This is a genomic window from Actinomycetota bacterium (assembly GCA_041658625.1).
In the GTDB taxonomy this organism is placed as follows: domain Bacteria; phylum Actinomycetota; class JAHEXW01; order JAHEXW01; family JAHEXW01; genus JBAZZW01.
In genome coordinates, this window is sequence record JBAZZW010000001.1 from 352,943 (window position 1) to 372,442 (window position 19,500).

A 19,500-nucleotide genomic window follows, 5' to 3' on the forward strand; every position below is an offset into this window, starting at 1 on the left:
ATTCCTATTCGAACAGCAGATTGATCAATTCATACCCGTTGGCAAGTTTAAGCGAACCTTCGGTTCGCGCGCTGCTTTCGTTGAAGGCGCTCAGCCTGTCTGTCGGCCCGCCGGCTTCGTAGATCAGGAACGGCACCGGTCCGCTGGTGTGCGTCCTTGTCGCCACGGGCGTTTCGTGGTCCGGGCTGACCAATACACGATAGTCGTCATATTTCTCCAGCCCCGCCAGAATCGGCGCCACCAATAGCCTGTCAAAATTCTCCAGGGCAACGACCTTCTCCTCGGCCAGGCCCTCGTGGCCGGCCTCGTCCGTCGCCTCCAAGTGGACAAAAACAAAATCCTTGTCTTCCAGGGCCTTAACGGCAAACGATGCCTTCCCTTCGTAATCGGTGTCAAAATAGCCGGTCGCGCCGGGCACTTCCAGAATCTCCAGACCCAGATAGTAGCCTAGCCCCTTGATGACGTCGACGGCGGAGATAACCGCGCCGGATACACCGAATCGGTCCATAAAAGTCTGCAAGGCCGGCGCGCCGCCTTGTCCCCATGGCCAGATCAGGTTGGCCGGATTCTTGCCCCTCTCCCGCCGGCCTTTATTAATGGGATGCTCGGCCAAAATAGGCCGTGACTTAGCGATAAGGTCGAGCAGAAGTTCCGAACCCGGTCCGGACGGCAGCACCTCGTTGACCGGCCGGTCCATTACGTCATGAGGCGGCCGGCAGACGGTCTCCTTACTTCCGCCGTCCTTTAAAATTAGCAGGTGGCGATAACTAACGCCGGGGAAAAAACGGACCGACTCATCCCCCAGCTCCTGGTCAAGCGTTTCAATGAGAACCGTCGCCTCCTCGCTGGTTATATGGCCGGCGCTATAGTCTTTAACAATTCCTTCGCGCTCGGTGATAAGGTTGCAGCGATAAGCGAATTCACCGGGTTTTAATCTGATGCCGCGATAAGCGGCTTCCAGCGGACCCCGACCGGTGTAGTACTTGCGCGGATCGTAGCCCATCAGAGACAGTGTCGCGATGTCGCTGCCCGCACTCATGCCCTCGGGGATTGTTTGCACCGTGCCGCCCCGACCTTCGCGGGCCAGACGGTCAAGATTAGGGGTGTCGGCAGCCTCCAAAGGAGTCAAACCGCCGAGCTCATCAACGGGACGGTCGGCCGCGCCATCGGGTACCAGGAAGACGTATTTCAATCCGTTTTGTTCACCTCTCGCAGTATGGCTTCAGTATTTGCCTCGACCTCGATTACCTGTCCGCCGCCGCGTTTTACGGCCGTATCGGGGTCTTTCAAACCGTGGCCGGTAAGAACGCAAACCGCCGACCCGCCTTTGGCCACTTTACCTTGGCCGCAGGCTTTAATCAGGCCGGCGACGGACGCCGCCGAGGCAGGCTCGGCGAACACGCCTTCCGTCGACGCCAGGCGCCGGTAAGCAATCAATATCTCCTCGTCGCTGACCATATCAATCAAGCCGCCGCTGTCCTTGCTGGCGGCCGCCGCTTCTTCCCAGCGGGCTGGGTTGCCTATGCGGATGGCCGTAGCCAGCGTTTGCGGATCCTTAACCACCTCACCACGGACGATCGGCGCCGCGCCTTCCGCCTGCCAGCCCATCATCTTCGGCAGTCTCTTGACGTTCCCTTCCTCTTTGTACTGCTGAAAACCTTTCCAGTATGAGGTTATATTGCCGGCGTTGCCGACCGGAATAAACAGGTAGTCGGGGGCTTCGCCCATCGTGTCGCAAATCTCGAAGGCGGACGTTTTCTGGCCTTCGATACGATACGGATTCAATGAGTTGACCAGAGTAATATCGGTGTCCGCCGTGATTTCCTTAACAATTTCCAAAGCCTTGTCGAAATTGCCCTTGACGGATAGTACTTTCGCTCCATGGACCAGCGCTTGGGATAGTTTCCCGTAGGCGATCTTGCCTTCCGGTATTAGCACGATGCATTTGATGCCGGCGCGCGCCGCGTAGGCCGCGGCCGAGGCGCTGGTGTTGCCGGTCGACGCGCACATAATCGCTTTCGAACCTTCCTCAACGGCTTTGCTGATAGCCACGGTCATACCTCGGTCTTTGAACGAGCCTGTCGGATTGGCGCCTTCGAGCTTTAGCCAAACGGTCAGACCGAATTCCTTACTTAATCCCGGCGCGTAGACAAGCGGGGTGTTTCCCTCCAGTAGGGTGACCACCGGCGTATCGCCGGTAACCGGCAGAAACTCATGATATTTTACGATTAGCCCTTGCCAGGGTTCGGTCGGCCCGCACATATCGTTCTCCTTTGTTAGCCTATAGCTTATAGTCAAGAGCAGTTGTCTATTACCCTACTATTAGCTCTATGCTCTGCGCTTTCGACTCTGATAACGCTAATGACCTTCTTGACCACGTCCAGCTGCTCGATCTTCTTGACGGCCGCTCGAAGGTTTTTCTCCCGCACGGGATAGGTCACAAAAACCAGCCGGGCGCGGTTACTCTCGCTATTTTTCTGAATCACGCTGGCCAGACTGACCTTCGCGTCGCCGAAGACTTTGGAAATCTTGGCCAATACTCCCGGCTGATCGGCCGATTCGATACGCAGATAGTACGAGGTAAAAGCGTCCTCGATCTTCTTGACCGGTTTCTTTTCATAACAGGTGCAGCCGATTTTGCCGCTCCGGTTGTATTGCAGGTTACGGGCGACCGCAACGACATCGCCAACGACTGCGCTGGCCGCCGGCAGACTGCCCGCGCCTTTGCCAAAGAACATCAGCTCGCCGACGGCGTCGCCTTCGACGAAAATGGCGTTGTATTCTTCCCTGACGCCGGCCAGAGGATGGCTCTTGGGCAACATGGCCGGATGGACGCGCACGTCCAACTCACCGGCCTCTTCGCGGCCGGTGGCCAGAAGCTTGATGACGTAGCCCATCTCGTCGGCATAACGGATGTCGTCGGGGGTGATCCCGGCTATGCCCTCCCGATAAACCTGGGGGGCCTGCACCCTGGCGTTGAAAGCGATTGAGGACAGGATGGCAATCTTGGCCGCCGCGTCGTGTCCTGCTACGTCTTGAGCAGGGTCGCGTTCGGCGAATCCGTTCTTTTGGGCCTCGCCCAAGGCTTCTTTAAACGAGCTGCCGTCCTCGCTCATCCTGGTCAGGATGTAATTGGTGGTCCCGTTGACGATGCCCATGACGCGCGAGATCTTGTTCGCGGCCAGGCCTTCCTTCAGCGGGTGAATGATTGGAATCCCCCCGCCCACACTGGCCTCGAAATATAGGTCGACTCCCTGGCTGTCGGCCAATCCCAGAATCTCCTCGCCATCGTTGGCCAGGACCTCTTTGTTGGCGGTCACCACCGACTTGCCATGCCGGATGGCCTCTACAATAAGCGACCGGGCCGGTTCGCGGCCGCCAATAACCTCAACAATGATATCTATGTCCGGGTCGTGGACGATCGATTCGGCTTTCGTGGTGACGAGGGTTCGGTCGACCTTTAAATGCGCGCGGCCATTCAGCTCGCTCATCGACTTGATGGCGATCGACTTGATAACTATATCCGCGTTGACCAGACGCTTGAATTCGGAGCGCCGTTTCTTCAAGATGCTATAGACGCCGCTGCCGACGGTCCCCAAACCAAGTAAGCCGACGTTTATCTTTTTCTTCATTTTTCCTCCAAACGGACCAGGTCTTCGTACGTTTCCCGGCGGATTATCGTCCGCACTTCACCGTCTTTGACCAGCACGACAGCCGGCCTCGGCAGACGATTGTAGTTATTGGCCATTACGTAGCCGTAAGCGCCCGTCGCCGGGGTAACCAGAATGTCGCCGACCTCGGGCGTCGGGATAACGGCTTCCTCTATCAGAATATCGCCGGACTCACAGTGTTTGCCGGCTACGGTCACCTTGGCCGAAGCCGGCGCGTCGGCTTTGTTGGCGATGACCGCGTCATAAACGGCTTTGTACAGCATCGGCCGCAGATTGTCGCTCATTCCGCCGTCCACTGAAACATAGGTGCGGATGCCCGGAATCTCTTTGATGGTGCCGATCCTGTAGAGGGTCACGCCGGCGTTACCGATAATAGACCGCCCCGGCTCGACCATGATTCTCGGGACCTTCAGGTCGTGTTTCTTTGCGCCGTCCGCGACGCCTTGTACTATGGTCCTGGCAAACGCGTCGATCGTCGACGGCTCGTCGCCGGCCAGATATCTTATCCCCAAACCTCCGCCGGTATCCAACTGCCTGACCTCGTAGCCGAGTTCGTCTTTGACCTTTTTGATAAAGTCCATCAATACTTCGACAGCTTTGTCGTATGAATGCATCGCGAAAATCTGGCTGCCGATGTGGGCGTGGTATCCGGTTAAAACGATGTTCTTTTTTTCCAACGCCCTTATGGTCGCTTCGCGAGCCTGGCCGCCCTCGATGCCGAACCCGAATTTGCTGTCTTGCTGGCCGGTTTGGATATAGGCGTGGGTGGACGGCAGAATTCCCGGAGTCAGCCGCAGCATAACATCCGGTTTCTTGCCCATGTCGCCCGCCATTTTGTCCAGCAGTTCCAGCTCAACCATGCTGTCGACAACAAAGTGGCCGACGCCGACGCCCAAGGCCAGTTCGATTTCGTCCGGTGATTTGTTATTGCCGTGGAAGTACATCCTGTTGGCCGGAAAGCCCGCCTGTCGAGCCGTATAAATCTCGCCGCCGCTCATAACGTCCAGGCCTAAGCCCTCCTCGGCGATGATTTTGATAACGGCCAGCGACATAAATGCCTTGGCGGCGTAAATGACCTCGTAATCCAAGCCTTGTTTTTTAAAAGCGCTCATATAGGCGCGGCAACGATCGCGAATGGTCGCCTCGTCATAGACGAATAATGGCGTGCCAAACCGTTCGGCCAGTTCAACTACGTCGCATCCGCCGATATTCAAGTGCCCGTTTTGCGCGATTTTAGCGGTCAAAGGTAAGACCATGGAGAGCTCCGTTCCAGCCGCGTGCGCGGGGATAACACCGTAAAGACTTTCAAGTTAAAATTCTAACATAGTTTGATGTACAGGTTAAAGGCTAGGACAATAGACTCGCATGCTACTCGCGGCCCACCATCGTTAGTGCTTTGGGGTCAGGCCCTTTCTTCTTATGCGATAGGGCCTGACCCCGTGTTTTTCCTGACCCCGTGTTTTTCTTATGCGATAGGGCCTGACCCCGTGTTTCAGGTCGATTCGTCGAGCGAACCATGCTCTCCGCTCGGTTGTGATTCGTCCGCATGCTCGATCTTTCTATTCAAAAGCTATCCCTTCTGCCTAAGTCTAACGTTACGTCATGCCTGTTCCTTAAAAGTCGTAGCGCCACAGTCTTTTTACCTGGGTATTTGAGTCTACTTTGTGATGCTGCTCTGTTCAGAGGCACTCCAGCGCTTTGGAGCGCTGGAGTGGTTTTCCACAGGGTTGAAGGCTACGTTTTATGAGCTTCGTCTGGTTTTAGGCGTTCGCGGGTGAGGTTGAGGAAGGCTTCTTCGAGGGTCACGGCACCGGCTTTGACTTCGGCCGGCGTGCCCAGGGCGATGATTTCCCCGTTAAAGATGAATCCGAGTTTGGTGCAGCGTTCGGCTTCTTCCATGTAATGCGTAGTCACCAGGCTTGTCCGGCCCTGTTCTGCCATCTCGTAAAGCATCTCCCAGAAGTGGCGGCGAACCTTCGGGTCGACGCCGGCCGTCGGCTCGTCCAGAAAAATCAGTTCCGGATTGTGGATGGACGCGCAGGCCAGCGCCAAGCGCTGTCTGAAACCGGCAGCCAAATTGTCGGCCAGCTCCTTCTCGCGGCCTTTCAAGCCGGCGTCTTTGATGCCTTGCCGGATCCTTACCGCCCGCTTCCCCTCCGGCACCTGATAGATGCCTGCGTAAAACTCGACGTTCTCAAAAACGGTCAAGTCGCCATACAGGCCGAAGTGCTGAGACATATAGCCGATGGACTCCTTGACAGCTTCTGCTTCCGTCGCGATGTCGCGGCCGAGAACCGTCGCGGACCCAGATGTCGGGTCCAGGATTCCACACAACATCCTAATGGTTGTCGATTTGCCGCTGCCGTTCGGGCCGACAAAACCAAAGATCTCGCCTGCCTCGATATCGAAAGAAATACCATTGACCGCGACAAAATCCCCAAATTTCTTTGTCAGATTGTCAACAATTACTGCTTTATCCACTTCTCGACTCGCTCCGCTCGCTCGAAGAATATTTTTTACCTGCCTCTCGGCTCTCTGCTCTCAGCCCTTCGCTCTCGGCTATGTCAGCTTCTTTTGGAATCGCCAGATGCTTAGCGCGAAAACAACAGCGCCGTACGCTGACAAGAGCAGGATATTCTGCCAAAGGTCCATGAAGCCGGAACCTTTTAGAAAGATGCTCCTGACGATGATCAGGAAATATCTCAGAGGCACCAGATAGGTCAGCGCCTGGATGAACTTGGGCATATTCTCAATCGGAAACATCAAGCCCGATAGAATCATCGTCGGCAGAGCGATGAAATAGGCCGTCATCATGGCCTGTTGCTGGGTGCGGGACGTCGTCGAAACGAATAAGCCGACGCCCAGCGAGGTCGCGATAAAGATCAGCGACATCACCATGAGCAGCAGGATATCGCCCCGGAAGGGCACCCTGAACCACAGCAAGCCTACCGTTGTCACCAGTATAACGTCGAAGAAGCCGAAAACGACGAACGGTAAGAGCTTACCTAAAATAAGTTCCCACCGGCGGATAGGCATGACAATAAGGTGCTCCATCGTGCCCCGCTCCCGCTCGCGGACGATGGCCGCGGCCGCCAGCAAAGTCGTAATCAACATCAGGAGCATGCCGATTAAGCCCGGAATCATGTAATTAACGCTTTTGAGGTCAGGATTATAAAGAACTCGGAGCCGCATATCCAGCGGATTCGCGGGTGTCCTGCCGCCGAAAGACCTGGTCGAAAGCTTTGCGCCCTGGGCCGCGACGACGCGTGTCAGATACGAGACGGCCGTGCCCCCGGTATTGGGGTCGGATCCGTCAACGATCGCTTCCACACTGGCCGTCTCCCCCCGCGCGATTTTACGGGCAAAGTCCTCGGGAATTACGATGCCGACGCGGATCTTACCGTTTTCCATCATATCCGCGAGGTCCGAGCGTCCTTCGGGGCGGCCGGTTACCGTAAAATAGCCGGCGCTCCTTAAAGAAGAAACCAGCGCGCGGCTTTCCACTGACAGGCTCCGGTCAACTATAGCCGTTGAAATGTTTTTCACGTCTGTCGAGAAAACATAGCCGAACAAGATGAGTTGGACCAACGGCATAACGATTAACAGCGGCAGCAAGCGGCGGTCCCGCCTGATCTGTATGAACTCTTTCTTAATCACGTAAAAAAGGCGGCCCTTATTCATATCTAAACATCGTCTTTCTAAACCGCAGAGTCGCGATAGTCAAGACAATAACTCCGAAGACGAACAAGATCAGGGCCTGCTGCCAGAACGCCGCGATCCCGACGCCTTTCAGAAATATGGCGCGCAAAGCGACCAGGAAATATCTGGCCGGAACAAACAACGAAACATACTGGATGACTACCGGCATGCTCTCGATGGGAAAGACAAAACCGCTCAGCATAAAGGCCGGCAACATCGTGCCCAGGAACGCCCCTACCTGGGCTGTCATTTGCGTCTCGGCGACTGTGGAAATCAGCAGGCCGATGCCCACCGTCGTGATCATATACAGTATGACCATGGCGGCCAGGAGCAACGCGCTGCCGTTGAACGGGACCTTGAACCAGAGGATGCCGACCAGCGTTATCAAAAGGGCGTCCAGCCCTGAGATGATCAGATAGGGGCTGACCTTGCCGAGCATCAATTCGTACGGGCGCACCGGCGAGACTACCAGCTGTTCGATGGTATTGGTTTCTTTTTCCCGGACGATGGCGACAGACGTAATGATAGCCGGGATCATCATCAGAATAAGAGCAATCAGTCCGGGCACAATAAAATTTATGCTCTTCAGGTCGGGATTGTATAGAATCTGCGGCTTAACCTGAAGGGCCGGCTTGGAGGCGGCGGCGAAAACCGCGGGCGGCGCCGTCTTCCGCATGACAGTCATGGTAAACCGTTGGGAGATAATCAAAGCGTATCTGTAGGCGGAGTTGGCAATCACGGGATTCGACCCGTCGACCGACATTTCGATTGCGGCCCTCCGGCCGGCCGACAGATTATGAGAAAAGCCTCGCGGAATGATAATGTGCGCTTTGTAATCGCCTTTCAGGAACCCCTCGTTGGCCGAATCAAAACCGTTAACCGACCCGTAATAGTCAAAATACCCGGACGAGGTAAAAGATTTAATGAGTTCCCGGCTGGCGGCTGTCTTATCCATGTCGTCTACAGCCAGCGGGATGTGCTTTACATCGAAGGTCAGCGCGTATCCGAATAGTATAACCAGCATCGGGGGAACCACCAGCGTCGAGATGATCGTCCGCGGATCCCTGATGATATGCAGAAATTCTTTCCAGGTTATCGCCCAAATGCGCCTCATGGCTGGCGGCTCCTTCTGCCCCGCTTGGGTCTTTTCTCTCCCTCGTCAGCCAGCATAAGCCAGGCGTCTTCCAGGGAGGCCGGTTTCTCAGGCGTGGAAAACCGCTCTTTAATGGCGGACGGACTGTCGGTCAGAATAATGCGCCCTTCCTCCATGAAGGATACGCGCGAGAAATGTTCGGCCTCGTCCATATAGGTTGTCGTAGCGAACAGTGTAACCCCTTTGTCATGCAGACCCAGCAGGATCTCCCATAATTCAAGCCGGGACAGCGGGTCGACGCCCGACGTCGGTTCGTCGAGGAACAAGATTTCCGGGTCGTGGATCAAGGCGCAGGAGACAGCCAGCTTTTTCTGCATCCCGCCCGATAACTGGCCCGCCCTCCGGTCCATGAAATCAGTTAACCGGCTGAAATGCAGCAATTCCTTTTTCCGCTCCGTCAAGAATTTCTTTGAATCGCTGAAGATCCGGGCGAAAAAATCCATGTTTTCGGAAACGGTCAGGTCGGGATAGAGGTTGAAGTTCTGGGCGACGTAACCGATACGCCGGCGGACTTGGTCCGCCTCCCGGCTCGTATCGAAACCGGCCACCGTCGCTACACCGGCCGAAGCCAAGAGAATCGTCGTCAGCAACCGCACCGTGGTTGTCTTGCCGGCGCCGTCAGGCCCCAGTAATCCGTAGATCTCCCCCTTGTTAACCTCGAGAGAGACGGAGCCGACGGCCGTAAGCCCGTCGAATATCTTTGTTAATCCATTAGTCTGAATTGCAAGGTTAGACATGTTCTTGATCCACCAAACACGATTTATCCTGGAAAGAAAGCTTCGTCTCAGTTCCTGGGCTCCGAACGATCATTCGGAGCCCAGGATGACACTTTCGGTTCACTTTAAGGTTATGGTCGCGTCCGCGGGCATCCCGGGCTTAAGTTTATGATCACTGTTGCTTAAGGAAATCGTTACGGCAAATACCAGGTTAACGCGTTGTTCTTTGGTCTGTATATTGGCCGGGGTAAACTCGGCCTGGTCTGATATCTTAGTGATTTTTCCGGTGAACGTCCTATTGGGAAAACTGTCGGTGGCGACGTCAACCTCCTGATCCAACGAAATCCGGCCGATCTTATCCTCTGGGACATAAACAACCAAAGTGACTTTAGCCAGATCCGCTACCGTGGCCACGACGCTGCCCGCATTAACCAATTCGCCGACGTTATAAGGCAGATCCAGAACGGTGCCTTTAGAGGGAGCTGTTACGGTCGCCCGTTTAAGGTTCTGTTCGGCCAGGTTCACATTCTGTTGGGTTAAATTGGCTTGCGCCGCGTTGCCGGAAAGCGCGGCCGCGTTATAAGCCGCTTTTGCCTGGTCAAGCTGAAGTTGCAGGAGGGAATCGTCCAGGACGACCAGAGTCGCGCCCCTCTTAACATCCTTGCCTTCGCCTGTTTTAAGCTCCTTTACCTGACCGCCTGTTTGCGCCGCCACCTTGATTTGAATGGCTTCGATGTTGCCGGACAGCTGAAGTTGATTTGGATCGGGCGCCGTCGCCTGCGCGTACCACCAGTACCCGCCAAGGGCCAGTAAAACCACCAGAATGATAACGACCGGGATAATCCTCTGTTTCATGTCTCCTCCTACATACTCTCCGGCGCGCTGACGCCGATAAGAGCCAGCGCGTTTTGAAGTACGATACGGGTACACTCTACCAGGTTAAGCCTGGCTTTGGTAAGCGCCTTGTCGTCGCCGACAACACGGCACTTGGTGTAGAAGTAATGGAACGCCGCCGCGGTTTCTTCGGCGTATTTGGTCAGCCTGTAAGGCGCGCGGAGTATGGCCGCGTCCTCGACTGTTTCCCTGAGGCTCAACAGTTGTTTGATCAAATCCAGCTCCGCTTCCTCGGTCAACATGACCGGAACTTCGTTTTGGCCGAGCGATTCCGCGCCCTGGTCGCATGCATATCGTAGAATGCTGCAGATCCGCGCGTGCGCGTACTGGACGTAATAGACGGGGTTGTCCTGCGATTGTTTCTTGGCCAGCTCAATGTCAAAATCGAGCGCGCTATCGGTGCTTCTGGTCAGGAAAAGATATCGGGCTACATCCGGTCCGACCTCTTGCACAAGTTCCTCGAACGTGACCATCTCCCCGGTCCTCTTGGACATCCGCACCGGTTCGCCGTTACGGTACAAGTTGACCAGTTGCCCGATAATCACTTCCAGGCGGTCGGGTTCGTATCCGAGAGCGGCCACGGCCGCCTTCATCCGGGCGACATAACCGTGGTGATCGGCACCCCATATATTTATGACCCGGTCAAAACCGCGGGCAAATTTATCGATATGGTAGGCGATATCCGCTGCGAAGTAAGTTGGCTGCCCGTTTTCCTTGATGACGACTCGGTCCTTGTCGTCGCCGAACTCAGTCGTGCGAACCCAGATAGCGCCGTCTTTATCATAGGCGCGGCCTAGTTTCTTTAGCCGAGCGACCGTCTTATCAATCGCGCCCGCCTTATGAAGAGAACGTTCTGAAAACCACACATCGAAGACAACATTGAATGTGGACAGAACCCGTTTAATATGTTCGATGACCTGCTCTTCGGCGTGGCGCCGGAAGATATCGTGCCGCTTTTCCGCGGGATGCGCCAGATACTTCTCGCCTTCGCTGTCTATGATTTCCTGGGCGATTTCCGTGACGTAAGCGCCGTGGTAGCCCTCTTCCGGAACCGCCTCGTCTATCCCGAGAAGCTGGGCATAACGGGCCGCAACGGAGACGCCGAAAACATCCATCTGGTTTCCGAAATCGTTGACGTAGAACTCGCGCTGGATATCGTACCCGGCCGCGCTCATGACGTTAGCCAGAGCATCTCCGACGGCCGCCCATCGGCCGTGCCCGACATGGAGCGGCCCGGTCGGGTTGGCGCTGACAAACTCGATTTGAACTTTCTCGCCCCGGCCGACGTCGCAGGTCCCGAAGGAATCACCCAATTTGGCGATGTCAGCCAGGCTGTCGTTAAGGTATTTATCCGAGAACCGGAAATTGATGAAACCGGGTCTAACAGCTTCTACGGATTTAAAAACAGCCGTTTCCGTTGACAGGTATTCGGTCAACGCTTCCGCTATTTCCATCGGATTGCGCTTCGCCTGCTTGGCCAGAACCATGGCCGCGTTCGTCGACCAGTCGCCAAATGACTTGGCGCGAGGCCGCTCGACGTCGATGCCAACGACGTCCCCAGCTTGAATCTTGCCTTCGCTGACGTATTTCCCGACCGCCGCTTGCGTTAAGCGTGTGACCAGTTCCCGCATAAAAAAGAGGCCCCTTTCGATAGTTTGCCTGTAAACATACTATCTGAGGGGCCTCTTTGTGGCAATTATCGGGTTTTGGAGACTAAGTCTTCGGTTTGTCAGCCAACGTCAGGGTCGCTTCTTTCTGATCCTTATCGCGGTAATAGGTTATCGTTGCCTTGTCCCCGACACTCTTAGCCCTGATAGCCGCAATCAAGTCTTCCATCGACTGGATTGTCTCTCCGTTGAATTTGACGATGACGTCGTTCTTCTGCAGACCGGCTTCCGCTGCCGGGCCGCCCGTGACGACCTCTTGGATAATCGCGCCGGCAGTCACCGGAAGACTGAGCGTTGCCGCCAAATCTTTGTCAACTGTCTGGCCGACAATACCGATGTAAGGATGCGTTACGGCGCCCTTATTGATGATTTGGTTGGCCACGGACTTGGCGGTATCGATCGTTATCGCGAAGCCGACGCCTTCCGATCCGCCGCTTTGCGAGTAGATCACGGCATTTATGCCGACCACGCGGCCGCGGCCGTCAGCCAGCGCCCCGCCGGAATTTCCCGGATTTATAGCGGCGTCGGTTTGGATGAGGTTAGAGTAGGTCTGACCCTGGCCGGCTGTGGTATCGGTCTGAAATGTTCTGTTTAGACCGCTGATGACACCGGTCGTTACTGTATGTTGGAAGCCGAACGGACTGCCGATAGCCACGGCCAGCTCGCCGACTTTCAATGATTTAGCCGAACCCAGCTCCGCGGCTTGCAGGCCTTTCTTATCCACCTTGATGACCGCTATATCTGTTTCGGCGTCACCGCCGACCAGCGTTCCCGTCAGCTCTTCTTTCCCGATAGTTACGGAAATGTTCTTGGCGCCTTCGACAACATGGTTGTTGGTCAGGATGTAGCCGTCCGCGCGGAAAACCACGCCGGAACCCTGCGCTTCGCCCTCCAGATTGCTGTGAAACTTATCGTTCAAAACGCTGGTGGTTCTGATGCTTACGACCGACGGGCTAAGTTTCTTAACGACAGCGACGATTTGATCCGACGATGTTGATTTCGCGTTGATGGTCACTTGATCGGTCCCTTTGCCGCCAAAGCTACCGCGCAGCAAGGTGGCCGGAGAAATGCTTGTCACCGCCGAAACGGCCAGCAACATTAGAAGCCCGCCGACCAACAGACCGACCAGCGCGGTCGCTCCGTACCCCAATCCGTGCAGAAAAACTCTCGCGAAACTTGGGTTCGTGGCTGCTCCCTGAGGCGGCGTGCCGGCGTTTTCGTTTTTCATTTCCACTTTAAAACCTCCTGTTCGAGATCCGCATTTCGTATGTTAATTATCCACAACGTGTATGAAGAGCGTATGAAGAACTTGTATAATGGTTCTTACTCTACGCGGGGGCGGCTTGGCGCCTGGTGGGCTGTCCGGACTTCAAATCCGTGAGGGGGCGGCAAACACCGTCCTCGGTGGGTTCGATTCCCACACGCCCCCGCCAACCTTCGCCGCGACTGGGCTCCAGCTATCGCTTCCGCCCTATGGGGCTACGGCTGGCAGGCCAGTCGGAATAATTGGCGAAGGTTGTCCTCCGTAGCTCATTTGGCCGCTGCGCTAGCGAGGCCGGTCACAGCGTAGGAGGGCTACACCAACACCCTATAGTCCCCGTCGCGTTTTGTAATCTTCTGTCGGTCAAAATATTCCAATAGCGGCACGGCGTATTTGCGCGTCGTGCCGGTTTTGTCTTTGAATTCGGATACGGTCATTTTGCCGTTCTCTTCAATCAGCTTCCGGGCCGCCGCCTCAGCCGCCACGATAGCCGCTTCGTGCAAATAGACGCCGTCGGCGACCTGTATCAGAACACCGATTTTCTTGAGAGCTGAAATAACCGTATTGACCTCTTTCGCCGTTAGCCGGAAGTTTTCCTGTAATTCGAAATTAGTCGGCGGCGCGAGGCCGGCCCTTTGGAATTCATCACCGACTGCTTGTGTCACCTTGTCGTGCTCCGCGCCTTCCCCGGGGGTTCGCGACGGGTCCATAACCGCGTCGCCTTCCATTTTGATCGAACCTTTGGTCGCCATTGAAGTCAACAGTACATTGGCCGCTTTGGTGTCAAAGCGCCTAAGCAAACGCGACCGAAGCGTCTCCTTGCCGATTCCTGCCTCCAGCGGCTGAGCGACGTGGTGCGCCTTAACGGCTTCGGCGACCTTGTTTTCCAGCTCGGTCAAAGCCGTTGAAGCAATGTAATATGGTTTGTCGCCCTTGAAAAAGGCGACGCGGCCATCGTCGATCAGCGTATTCAGCGCCGCTTCAATAGCAGGCGGTAACGCGTCGGTCAATCTGCTCAACTCGTCGGCCGCGATAGGACCTCCCCGCTTATTTAATAGGAGCTGAAGCACGGACGTAAGATCGTCTGAATAGGCGGCATCCAGTAAAGCGACAGCGTATTCGTCAAAGCGCTTACGCCGCCGCGCGTGGCCGAACAGGATCTCCCCGCCCCCGATCGTCGTCATCGGCGAATAGCTCCTAATGATAAACCTGTCGCCTCGCAAAGGAACCAGAGGTTTTTCTAGCCGAAACTGGACATAAGCCCGGCCGCCCGGTTTGACGTGTTCGGCGTCGAGAATTACTACCCTGCCCATGACTTCGGCCGTGCCGTGATGCACTCTGACTCGCGTCCAGTTCTTTAGCGGGGCTGAGGCGTCGGCTAGTAGGGTGAATTCGGCGTCGAACATGTATGAAGACCTGGCGGAACCGGCCGGAACAAGTATCTCGCCGCGGTGAATCGCGCTTTTATCGATACCCGGAAGATTAACCGCGACGCGGTTGCCGGGAAAAGCCTCTTTAACCAGCTTCCCGTGAATCTGGACGCTGCGCACGCGAGCCGGCAGACCGGCCGGCATGATCTCCGCGTTATCGTCTTGTCGTAATGTGCCCGACCAGAGCGTTCCTGTGATAACGGTGCCGGCCCCTCTAAGCGTGAACACCCTGTCAACCGGCAACCTGAAATAGCCTTCGGACTGCCTCGCTTCTATTTCGTCCGCCGCCTTGTCCAGCGCGGCCATGAGGTCCGGCAGACCGTCGCCCGTAACGGCCGAGACGGCGATTACCGGAGCGTCTTGCAGTGGGGTACCTTTTAGAAAGTCTTTGATATCCGCCTTGACGAGTTCAATCATCTCGTTGTCAACGAGATCCGCTTTGGTGATGGCAACGACGGCCCGCTTGACGCTAAGCAGGTTGATTATGGCGACATGCTCGCGCGTCTGCGGCATGACGCCGTCGTCGGCCGCGACGACGATCAAAGCCAGGTCAAAGCCGCTGGCTCCGGCCAGCATGTTCTTAATAAAAGCTTCGTGGCCGGGGACATCGACGACTCCGACCGTTCGGCCGCTGGGTAGATTGAACTCGGCAAAACCGAGATCGATGGAGATGCCCCGCTTCTGTTCCTCGGCTAGACGATCTGTGTTGACGCCAGTCAGAGCTGTTATGAGAACGGTTTTTCCGTGGTCGATATGACCGGCGGTACCGATTATCATCGCCGGGCCGCCGCGACGACCGCCGCGACAATATCCTTTTCGTCCCTGAACAGAATCGTTCTGAGGTCCAGTAGAAGGGCGCCGTCCTTTATGCGTCCGATGACGGGAGGTTCATGCCGGCGCAAAGCCGCCTCCAGTTTGTTGGCCGAAAGACCGTCGACGCTAAGTCTTACGGCCGCGGTCGGCATCTCCGCCAAGGGCAAGGCGCCGCCGCCCGCTTTCGAGGTGTCTTTGACGCTATCGGCTTTCACGCCGGAGCCGGCCGCCTTCTTAATATCCGCGGTCAGTTTGTCCGCCCGCTTCATAAGGAAAGCCGGTTTGGCGAACAGCGCGGCCAGCGTCGGTATTTCCTTAATGGCTTTCGCCTCGTCAAAGTATAGTTTCAGCGTCGCTTCCAAGGCGGCCAGCGTCATCTTATCGATGCGAACCGCCCGGGCCAGCGGGTGCTTTTTCATCTTATTGATAGCCCTGGCGGAGCCCACGGCGATACCGGCCTGCGGCCCGCCTAAAAGTTTGTCTCCACTGAAAGTAACGACATCGACGCCGGCCTCAACGCTTTCGTTGACGGTTGGCTCCGGCGGCAAACCGGCTTTACCCACATCGATCATGACGCCACTACCGAGATCGTCCAGAACCATCAGGCCGTTCTCTCGGGCAATCCCGACCATCTCGGCCAAAGGAACCTCGGCCGAGAAACCGACTACCTGAAAATTGCTGGGATGCGCCCTCATGATAAGACCGGTCCTCGGGGTGATGGCGGCGCGGTAATCCTTCGCGTGGGTTTTGTTGGTCGCTCCGACTTCCACCAGTTTGGCGCCGCTCTGACGCATGACGTCGGGTATCCTGAAACTGCCGCCGATCTCCACCAGTTGTCCGCGGGACACAATCGCTTCCTTGCCTTTGGCCAAAGCGCTTAGAGCCAGCAACACCGCGGCGGCGTTATTGTTGACCGCGATGGCGGCCTCCGCACCGGTCAGCTTGGTTAATAGCCCGGCGACGTGATCGTGCCGGCTGCCGCGCTTGCCCGCCTCGACGTCAAACTCCGTGTTCGAGTAAGCCCCGGCAACCTCGCGGATGGCGTCAATCGCCGCCTCTGGCAGAATGGAACGGCCAAGATTGGTGTGAACGACAACACCGGTCGCGTTAACGACCCGTCTTAAGCTCGGCCGCATCACCTTGTCGGCTAGTTTCTCGGCTTCGCGAGCGAGCGCTTTGGCCTCTACGGCCTTTTCTGCCATCTTCTCTTCTTGATTTACCTGGTCGCGAGCGTTATTAACGGCCTGGCGCACCGCGTCGACGACAACGCTCCTTGGATATTTCTTTAGCAGCCTCACGACGGCCGATGCTTTCAGCAGTTCGTCCACTTTCGGCAACCGCCGCAAGAGTTCTTGTTTAGTCGGCAAAAGCCCTCCTAGTGACAAGATTTAGTGACTTTTATCGTAGTCTAAGCAGGTGATTCAAGCAAGCAGGAAAACAATAGAGCGGCTGGTTCCAAAATAGACTCGCAGCAGATGGCACTCGATCTTGATAACAGTTCTCGGCTTCGCTCGAACAAAACTATTAATATTCTTCGAGTGAGCGAAGCGAATCGAGAAGCACGAGCAACCGTCGCCGAATATTCATACAGTAACCACTCCAGCACTCCAAAGCGCTGGAGTGGTTTTTCACAGGGTGCTAGGCGCTTTGGCTAAGGTCGTAGAGTTTGAGTTTGCCGGTTACCGTGGCGATGACTTCGAAGTCGGCGTCGTTGTGGACAAGCGGCAAGTCGTTCTCGATCGCGATGGCCGCGATAAGACAATCCGAAGATGTTACGGTTTTTCCTTTCTTGCGACATTGACGGTACAGCTTGGCGGCGTAAATGTAGGTGTCTGGATCTGACGGCGAAACGCGCGACAATGACAGAAGCGTCTTTTCCGCTTTGTCAAATTTACGGTCGCTGCGGAAACCCTGCAGGAATTCCATGATCACTTGCGGACAGACTGCTATCGGTTCCTCATCCGCTATGAAGGCCTGGATGGCGGCATCAGCCTTCGACCCAGTCCTGTTTAGGAAATCGATCCAGGCGGACGTGTCAATAAGAACCAACGCGGCCCTTTCTCATTTCCTTTAGGTCGCCGTCCCAGCCGGCGCCACGGAGTTTCAGCAGGTCGCGCTGCTTGCGCCTCGCCACATACTCCTGCAGAGCCCGGTCGATTACCTCGCGCATGCTCTTGGCGTCGCCCAACCGCATCGCTTCGTTCACCAGGTTTTTATCCAAAACAATGTTTGTTCTCATAAGAAGATTATACATATCTATATGTGTATTTTCAATACACCTTGACGTAATGACCCACTCCCCTAACCTCTCCCCGTCGGGGAGAGGGATAGCTTTAAATAGAAATGCCGGAGGCAAGGCGTAGCGAGTGGTTGTTATGGGGTCAGGACTTTCTTCTTATGCGAGAGTCCTGACCCCATAACATAAGTAAAGACCTCGGTTGCCAGAAACAGTCATCCTGGGGCTGCGGTTTTTGCAGCCGCAGGAACTGACACGCCGCTTTCTTTGCCAGCTAATCTCGTGCGTGGTGGATCGGGAACGCGACCCTTCTTATACCTTGATGACTTTGTCGGCCGACATCATCAGACCGGTAATCTCGCCGAAGCGACTTGAAACACGGGGTCAGGCCCTATCGCATAAGAAGAAAGGGCCTGACCCCAAAGCACTAACGATGGTAGGCCGCGAGCAGCATGCGAGTCACTTGTTCTTATACCTTAATGACTTTGTCGGCCGACATCATCAGACCGGTAATCTCGACGGCGTTGGTGGGGCCGCCGACAGCCAGTTTGTCTTTCAAATCGAAATAGTCCAGGCAAGTCCCACAGGCCAACAGTCTAACGCCCTTGGCCTCAAGTTCTTTTAAGGCGGTCAGCGCCGGTGATTCCGCCGTCAGGAGCTTCACGCCGCTATTTACGAAGGCGATTACATCCGGGAGATTCTCTCCTTTTAAGAAAGCATTTAAGTAGGCGGGCGTCAGAATCTTGCCGAGTTCGTCACTGCCGTGTCCGATGGCCTCAGACGCAACGTATAACAGCATCATGCCTTTCCTCCTGTTCTTCAATGGCTCCGATTACGGCCGCGGCGGGCGTGCCGGCGGCCCGCAACAAATCCACCAGTTTTGTGGCTTTATCCGCGGCTACCGCTATCAGCAAACCGCCGGAAGTCTGCGGATCGCACAGAATCGCCTGTTGCACGGAATCGATATCCCGCGAAAATTCGATTTTACCTTTCAGGTGGGCGCGGTTCTTACCCGCCCCGCCGGCGATGTATCCGGCCTTCGCCGCTTCGTAAACGCCGTGCCAGACAGGCACCTCGCTGGCGTCAACGACGGCGACTACGCCGCTTTGCATAGCCATATTGTATAGATGGCCCAGCAATCCGAAACCGGTCACGTCCGTAACCGCCTTGGCGCCGACTTTCTTGGCGGCGGCCGCCGCCGATTCGTTTAGGACGCACATGTCGTCAATGGCTTCGCGCATCGCTTTCTCGGTGATCCCGCCGGCCTTTAACGCTGTCGCCAGGATGCCTGAACCGATCGGTTTGGTCAGAATAATGGCGTCATGCGGTTTGGCTCCGGTCACCGGCGTTAAATCCTCGTATCTGACCAGTCCGGTAACTGCCATGCCATATTTCGGTTCCGGGTCGTCGATCGTATGTCCGCCGACAATCACCGCGCCGGCTTCTTCGACTTTGTCCCGGCCGCCTTTCAGGATTTGCGCCAAGATCTTCAAGTCCAGCGCGCAGGGAAATCCGGCCATATTCATGGCCGTTAACGGACGCCCGCCCATCGCGTAGATATCTGACATCGCGTTGGCGGCCGCAATCTGGCCGAACAGGTAAGGATCGTCGACGATAGGGGTGAAGAAATCCACCGTTTGGACCATCGCTTCCTTGTTGTTCAAGCGGTAAACCGCCGCATCGTCGCGAGTTTCCAGCCCCACGATCAATTGTTCGCTGAGCGTTGCGGGAAAGTCTTTTAAAATTTTTTCCAGATCCGCCGGACCTAGCTTAGAAGCTCAGCCGGCTTTACCGGAGAACCCGGTCAATTTGATCTTGTCAGCCATCAACCCTCCTTAACGCTTTGGAGTTAAATCTCCCTAGTGGTGGAAGTGATTATAGTGATATTGGTGATTATCTATCACTGCTATCACTTTCCTCACTATCATCACTTCTTGCTTTATTATGTTATCCTACCTAT

General features: G+C 55.8%; 17 protein-coding genes and 1 tRNA gene. 1 reads left to right on the plus strand and 17 read right to left on the minus strand.

Going from position 1 to position 19,500, the window contains the following annotated elements:
• Window positions 1–4: 4 nt before the first annotated feature.
• From WC891_01655 to WC891_01705, 11 genes are all read right to left on the minus strand, one after another.
• Window positions 5–1,192: a cofactor-independent phosphoglycerate mutase gene (locus tag WC891_01655; protein ID MFA5866661.1), complete on the minus strand. Its 1,188-nt coding sequence runs from the start codon at window positions 1,190–1,192 to the stop codon at window positions 5–7.
• On the minus strand, window positions 1,189–2,262 hold the full coding sequence (thrC, locus tag WC891_01660; GenBank protein MFA5866662.1) for a threonine synthase: 1,074 nt from the start codon (window positions 2,260–2,262) through the stop codon (window positions 1,189–1,191). The genes WC891_01655 and thrC overlap by 4 nt, the downstream gene beginning before the upstream one ends.
• Window positions 2,263–2,294: 32 nt before the next feature.
• On the minus strand, window positions 2,295–3,632 hold the full coding sequence (locus tag WC891_01665; GenBank protein MFA5866663.1) for a homoserine dehydrogenase: 1,338 nt from the start codon (window positions 3,630–3,632) through the stop codon (window positions 2,295–2,297).
• Window positions 3,629–4,927 carry a diaminopimelate decarboxylase gene (gene lysA / locus WC891_01670; GenBank protein ID MFA5866664.1) on the minus strand — a complete coding sequence of 433 codons (1,299 nt, stop codon included), beginning with the start codon at window positions 4,925–4,927 and terminating at the stop codon, window positions 3,629–3,631. Before lysA ends, WC891_01665 begins: the two co-directional genes overlap by 4 nt.
• A gap of 478 nt (window positions 4,928–5,405) precedes the next feature.
• A complete protein-coding gene (locus WC891_01675) occupies window positions 5,406–6,152 on the minus strand; it encodes an ABC transporter ATP-binding protein (protein ID MFA5866665.1) in 747 nt (248 codons plus the stop codon).
• Window positions 6,153–6,230: 78 nt separating this feature from the next.
• Window positions 6,231–7,352, minus strand: coding sequence for an ABC transporter permease (locus WC891_01680; GenBank protein ID MFA5866666.1), 1,122 nt, complete (start codon window positions 7,350–7,352; stop codon window positions 6,231–6,233).
• Window positions 7,345–8,484 (minus strand): ABC transporter permease, encoded by a 1,140-nt coding sequence (locus tag WC891_01685; GenBank protein MFA5866667.1) that lies wholly within the window; start codon window positions 8,482–8,484, stop codon window positions 7,345–7,347. Before WC891_01685 ends, WC891_01680 begins: the two co-directional genes overlap by 8 nt.
• Window positions 8,481–9,260, minus strand: coding sequence for an ABC transporter ATP-binding protein (locus WC891_01690; protein MFA5866668.1), 780 nt, complete (start codon window positions 9,258–9,260; stop codon window positions 8,481–8,483). The genes WC891_01685 and WC891_01690 overlap by 4 nt, the downstream gene beginning before the upstream one ends.
• A gap of 99 nt (window positions 9,261–9,359) precedes the next feature.
• Complete coding sequence (locus WC891_01695) at window positions 9,360–10,094, minus strand: efflux RND transporter periplasmic adaptor subunit (GenBank protein ID MFA5866669.1); 735 nt, start codon at window positions 10,092–10,094, stop codon at window positions 9,360–9,362.
• Window positions 10,095–10,102: 8 nt separating this feature from the next.
• Window positions 10,103–11,764 carry an arginine--tRNA ligase gene (argS, locus tag WC891_01700; GenBank protein MFA5866670.1) on the minus strand — a complete coding sequence of 554 codons (1,662 nt, stop codon included), beginning with the start codon at window positions 11,762–11,764 and terminating at the stop codon, window positions 10,103–10,105.
• 82 nt (window positions 11,765–11,846) lie between these two features.
• A complete protein-coding gene (locus WC891_01705; protein ID MFA5866671.1) occupies window positions 11,847–13,028 on the minus strand; it encodes a trypsin-like peptidase domain-containing protein in 1,182 nt (393 codons plus the stop codon).
• 106 nt (window positions 13,029–13,134) lie between these two features.
• On the opposite strand from WC891_01705, the gene WC891_01710 reads away from it, so the two are divergent.
• Window positions 13,135–13,233, plus strand: a tRNA-Sec gene (locus WC891_01710).
• 142 nt (window positions 13,234–13,375) lie between these two features.
• Here the strand turns inward: WC891_01710 and selB are convergent.
• The 6 genes from selB to selD all read right to left on the minus strand — a co-directional run bounded on the left by selB (window position 13,376) and on the right by selD (window position 19,366).
• Window positions 13,376–15,268 carry a selenocysteine-specific translation elongation factor gene (gene selB / locus WC891_01715; GenBank protein ID MFA5866672.1) on the minus strand — a complete coding sequence of 631 codons (1,893 nt, stop codon included), beginning with the start codon at window positions 15,266–15,268 and terminating at the stop codon, window positions 13,376–13,378.
• Window positions 15,265–16,671 (minus strand): L-seryl-tRNA(Sec) selenium transferase, encoded by a 1,407-nt coding sequence (gene selA / locus WC891_01720; protein MFA5866673.1) that lies wholly within the window; start codon window positions 16,669–16,671, stop codon window positions 15,265–15,267. Before selA ends, selB begins: the two co-directional genes overlap by 4 nt.
• Before the next feature lie 271 nt (window positions 16,672–16,942).
• Window positions 16,943–17,353: a PIN domain nuclease gene (locus WC891_01725; GenBank protein ID MFA5866674.1), complete on the minus strand. Its 411-nt coding sequence runs from the start codon at window positions 17,351–17,353 to the stop codon at window positions 16,943–16,945.
• Window positions 17,340–17,543, minus strand: coding sequence for a type II toxin-antitoxin system VapB family antitoxin (locus WC891_01730; GenBank protein ID MFA5866675.1), 204 nt, complete (start codon window positions 17,541–17,543; stop codon window positions 17,340–17,342). Before WC891_01730 ends, WC891_01725 begins: the two co-directional genes overlap by 14 nt.
• A 466-nt stretch (window positions 17,544–18,009) precedes the next feature.
• The gene (gene yedF / locus WC891_01735; GenBank protein ID MFA5866676.1) at window positions 18,010–18,342 is read right to left on the minus strand and encodes a sulfurtransferase-like selenium metabolism protein YedF; all 333 of its coding nucleotides are present in this window, start codon (window positions 18,340–18,342) and stop codon (window positions 18,010–18,012) included.
• A complete protein-coding gene (gene selD, locus WC891_01740; protein MFA5866677.1) occupies window positions 18,317–19,366 on the minus strand; it encodes a selenide, water dikinase SelD in 1,050 nt (349 codons plus the stop codon). The genes yedF and selD overlap by 26 nt, the downstream gene beginning before the upstream one ends.
• Window positions 19,367–19,500: the final 134 nt, after the last annotated feature.